The sequence below is a fragment of the Streptomyces sp. RKAG290 genome (assembly GCF_023701695.1).
In the GTDB taxonomy this organism is placed as follows: Bacteria; Actinomycetota; Actinomycetes; order Streptomycetales; family Streptomycetaceae; genus Streptomyces.
The window spans coordinates 1-3,437 of sequence record NZ_JAJOZC010000006.1 but is presented as its reverse complement, the minus strand read 5'-3'; the positions used below and the strand labels follow the sequence as shown (position 1 = coordinate 3,437).

Annotated in this window: 1 protein-coding gene and 2 pseudogenes; 2 read left to right on the top strand and 1 reads right to left on the bottom strand. The window is 71.2% G+C overall.

The annotated features are described in order from the left end of the window. Window positions 1–713, bottom strand: a pseudogene (locus tag LNW71_RS35170) (SDR family NAD(P)-dependent oxidoreductase); the annotation flags it as partial. 321 nt (window positions 714–1,034) lie between these two features. Between LNW71_RS35170 and LNW71_RS35165 the strand changes: the two are divergent. Continuing rightward, window positions 1,035–1,529: a hypothetical protein gene (locus LNW71_RS35165; protein WP_308294580.1), complete on the top strand. Its 495-nt coding sequence runs from the start codon at window positions 1,035–1,037 to the stop codon at window positions 1,527–1,529. A gap of 361 nt (window positions 1,530–1,890) precedes the next feature. Then, window positions 1,891–3,404, top strand: a pseudogene (locus LNW71_RS35160) (hypothetical protein). The last annotated feature ends 33 nt before the right edge of the window (window positions 3,405–3,437 follow it).

Sequence of the window (3,437 nt, the reverse complement as noted above, 5' to 3'; positions counted from 1 at the left end):
CCGGTGATGAACGAGGCGTCCGGCGAGGCGAGATGGACGATCGACCGGCCACTTCCTCGGGCCTGCCGAGCCGGCCCAGCGGGGTGTGCGCGAGTTGCCAGCAACGGAGGGCTGCCAGCTGCTGCGGGGTCACCCTGGTGGGTGCCGTCGGCGTGGAGACGCGCCGGGCGCGACCGCCACGACCGACGCCGCGCGGCGCGAGCTCGACCGCCCAGCTGCGGGTGAGCAGCCCCAGAGCGGTCTTGGTCGCCGCGTAGACGGAGCTGCCGGGCCACGCCCGCTGACCGATCGACGTACTGACGTTGACGATGACGCCGGCGGCGGCCTCCAGAAGGCAGCGCGGTCTGGGAGAGCAGTACGGGCGCGACCAGGTTGGTGGCGATCTGCGGCTCGATCATGTCTGTGGTCAGGGTGCCGAGTGCGCCGCTGCGGACCACGGCGGCGTTGTTGACCAGTACATCGAGCCGCCCGTACGTCTCCTGTGCGGTCCGGATGATCCGCTCGGGCTCCCCGGGGCCGGTGACGTCGGCCACCAGCGGCACGATCCGCTCACGCCCGGCGGCGGTCTCGTCGAGCGGTCCGCAGCGGCGCCCGACGGCGGAGTACGGTGGCTCCCTCGGCCGCGAAGGCGTGAGCGGTGGCGCGGCGATGCCGGTTCCGGCTCCGGTGACCACGACGATCCGGCCGGGTGGAGCTGCTGGGCTGCTGTTCATGCCGTCATCGTTCAACCCTGCCGCCAGTGGCAAGGTCAAGCAGCGGTGCCAAACGGGCAGAGACGGTCCGGGCAGGCACGAGAACTTGATCATTACGGTCATCCGGGCGCATCATGCGGGCACACGGGACCGTGGGCATTCAGGTATGAAACGGTCCGGTAGGGCGCGGGTCAGCAGGGAGCGCGCTTCGTCCGGTGCCGCAACGGCTGCGGGCGCCGCACCGAGCCGGGATCCGGAGAACGCAGCCATGTCATTGCCGCCACCGGGACGTGGATCGGGCGCCGTGCACCACGAGCACTGCAACAGCAGCCGATGCTGCCGGTGCCAGCAGAGGCCCTGGACGACGGCCGTCGGCCACGAACGGCTCTGCGGGCTCTGCGCCTCCTGCTGCCGGGAGTGCGGCCGGGCACCCGCCCGCCACCTGACGGGCTCGACCACGGACTGTGCGGCGACTGCCGCGGCCTGTGCGGCCGCTGCCGTGCGCCGCTCTCCGCCGACGGCGACTGCCAGTGCCGCAGATGGCAGCGGGCCGGGGCGGACCCGGTCGGCTATCTCCTGTACGCCCTTCCACAGCCCCTCATGCGGGAGTTCGGCGGCCGCTACCCGGCCGAGCTCATCGAGCTGATCCACCAGGAACTGCGCCGTCGCAGCGCCGATCAGCTGCTGGACCGGGTCGAGCGGCGGTGGCACACCCGATGGCCCACGCGCTCCAGGAGAAGGACGAGGACGGGCGCGGCGCTGGCTGCCCGGGGAGATTGCCGGGCATCTGCTGCGGCCTCGCACTGCGGCGACCCGCAGTGCGAGGACGGCCGCTGATCGCCACCGACACCCCGTGTCCGCACTGCGGGCACCCCTGCACCGCTTCGTGCCCTCCCAGGCGGACCGCAGGGGCGACCACGGACCGGGCGAGGGCCACGGCGCCGAGATCCGGCGTGAGCTGCTCGACCGGCGGACCGACCAGCGGCGCAGAGGAACCGGTTCCCGCCGGGCAACATTGCACGGCCGTGAAGCGTCCATGAAACACGGTGGATTTCCATGGACACCTCAGGACCTCGCCTAGCGTCGGGCGGCGGCGCGACCCACGCCCCGACCGAGGAGCCCGATGTCCCCGCTGTTCACGCTGTCCAGAAGTGGGCCTGCCCGTGCCCTGGCACTCGCTCTCTGCGCCACCGCACTCATGGTGTCGGGCTCGCCGGCCTCGGCGGGTGAGATCCCCCGGGCACCCGGACACCGCCTGGTGAGCGACTACGCCGGTGCGCCCGCCGCAGCCGCACCCGTTCCCGGGCAGGCCCCGCCGCAGCATCCCTTCCTCGCCCGAACGGCCGCAGCGGCATGCACGCCGACGCGGCGGGCAGCGGCACCTACCCGTACCCGGGGCCGCTCGGCCGCGACCCCGAGGTCAGCAGTGAACAGATCGCGCCACTCGGCGGCGAGTGCGCCACTGCCACCTTCGACACGGCGGGCCGGCTGATCACGGTGTGCGGCACGTTCACCGGGTTCCTGCTCAAACTCCTGGACCCGCGCACGCTCGACACCCTGGCCGAGTACGCGTTGCCGCAGCGGGCCTCGACCGTCGAGGCCATCACCCGGCTCGACTTCTCCAAGATCTTCAAGGACACCTCGGGCGGCGCCTACTTCTACCTCGACAACCAGGACCGGGTCGTTCTCGCCGACTCCCGCCAGCACATCCAGCGCATCGCGCACGAGCAGGCCGCCGACGGCAGTTGGCACTTCAGCGTCGTCGACGACTGGGACCTCACCGGACAGGTGCCGCACGACTGCGTCAGCTGGACCAACCTGTACCCCAGCGGCACCTGCGACCCCGTCACCTCCGTCATGCCCGACTGGCAGGGCGCATCTGGTGGGTGACCCGGCTCGGCAGGGTCGGCACGGTCGACCCGCAGACCTCCGCCGTCCGGTCCGTGCAACTGGCGGGGGAGGAGATCCAGAACTCCTTCTCCGTCGCCGAGGACGGCGTCTCGATCGTCACCGACCACGCCCTCTACAGCTTCAAGACCGCGGGCCGACGGGACCCCCGCGGTCCAGTGGCGTCAGACGTACGACCGGGGGACCGGCACCAAGCCCGGCTCGGTGAACCAGGGTTCGGGCACCACTCCGGACCTGTTCGGCGAGGGCCACGACTACGTCGCCATCACCGACAACGCCGACGACCGGATGAACGTCCTCGTCTACCGGCGCGCTCCCGGCGTGCCCGACGGCGAACGCCTCGTCTGCAAGGTCCCGGTCTTCGGCTCCGGAGCCTCCACCACCGACAACTCCATGATCAGCTGGGCAACAGCCTCGTCGTCGAGAACAACTACGGCTACGAGAACCTCACTTCGCTGCTGCTCGGCCGCAGCGTTGTCGGAGGGGTCGCCCGCATCGACGTACGGCCCGACGGCAGCGGCTGCGACACGGTGTGGGACAGCGCCGTCCGCTCACCCTCCACCGTGCCGAAACTGTCCACCGCCAACGGACTGCTCTACTCTACGAGAAGCAGCCCAACAGCCTCGGCATCGACGCCTGGTACCTCACCGCCGTCGACTTCCGCACCGGCAAGCGCCGTTGGACGAAGCTCACCGGCACGGGTCCTCCTACGACAACAACTGGGCGCCGGTCACCATCGGTCCGGACGGCACGGCGTACGTGGGTGTGTTCAACGGCATCGTGGCCGTGCGGGACACCGAGTAGCGCCAGGGGCGGCTGTCCGGAACCTGATCAGCT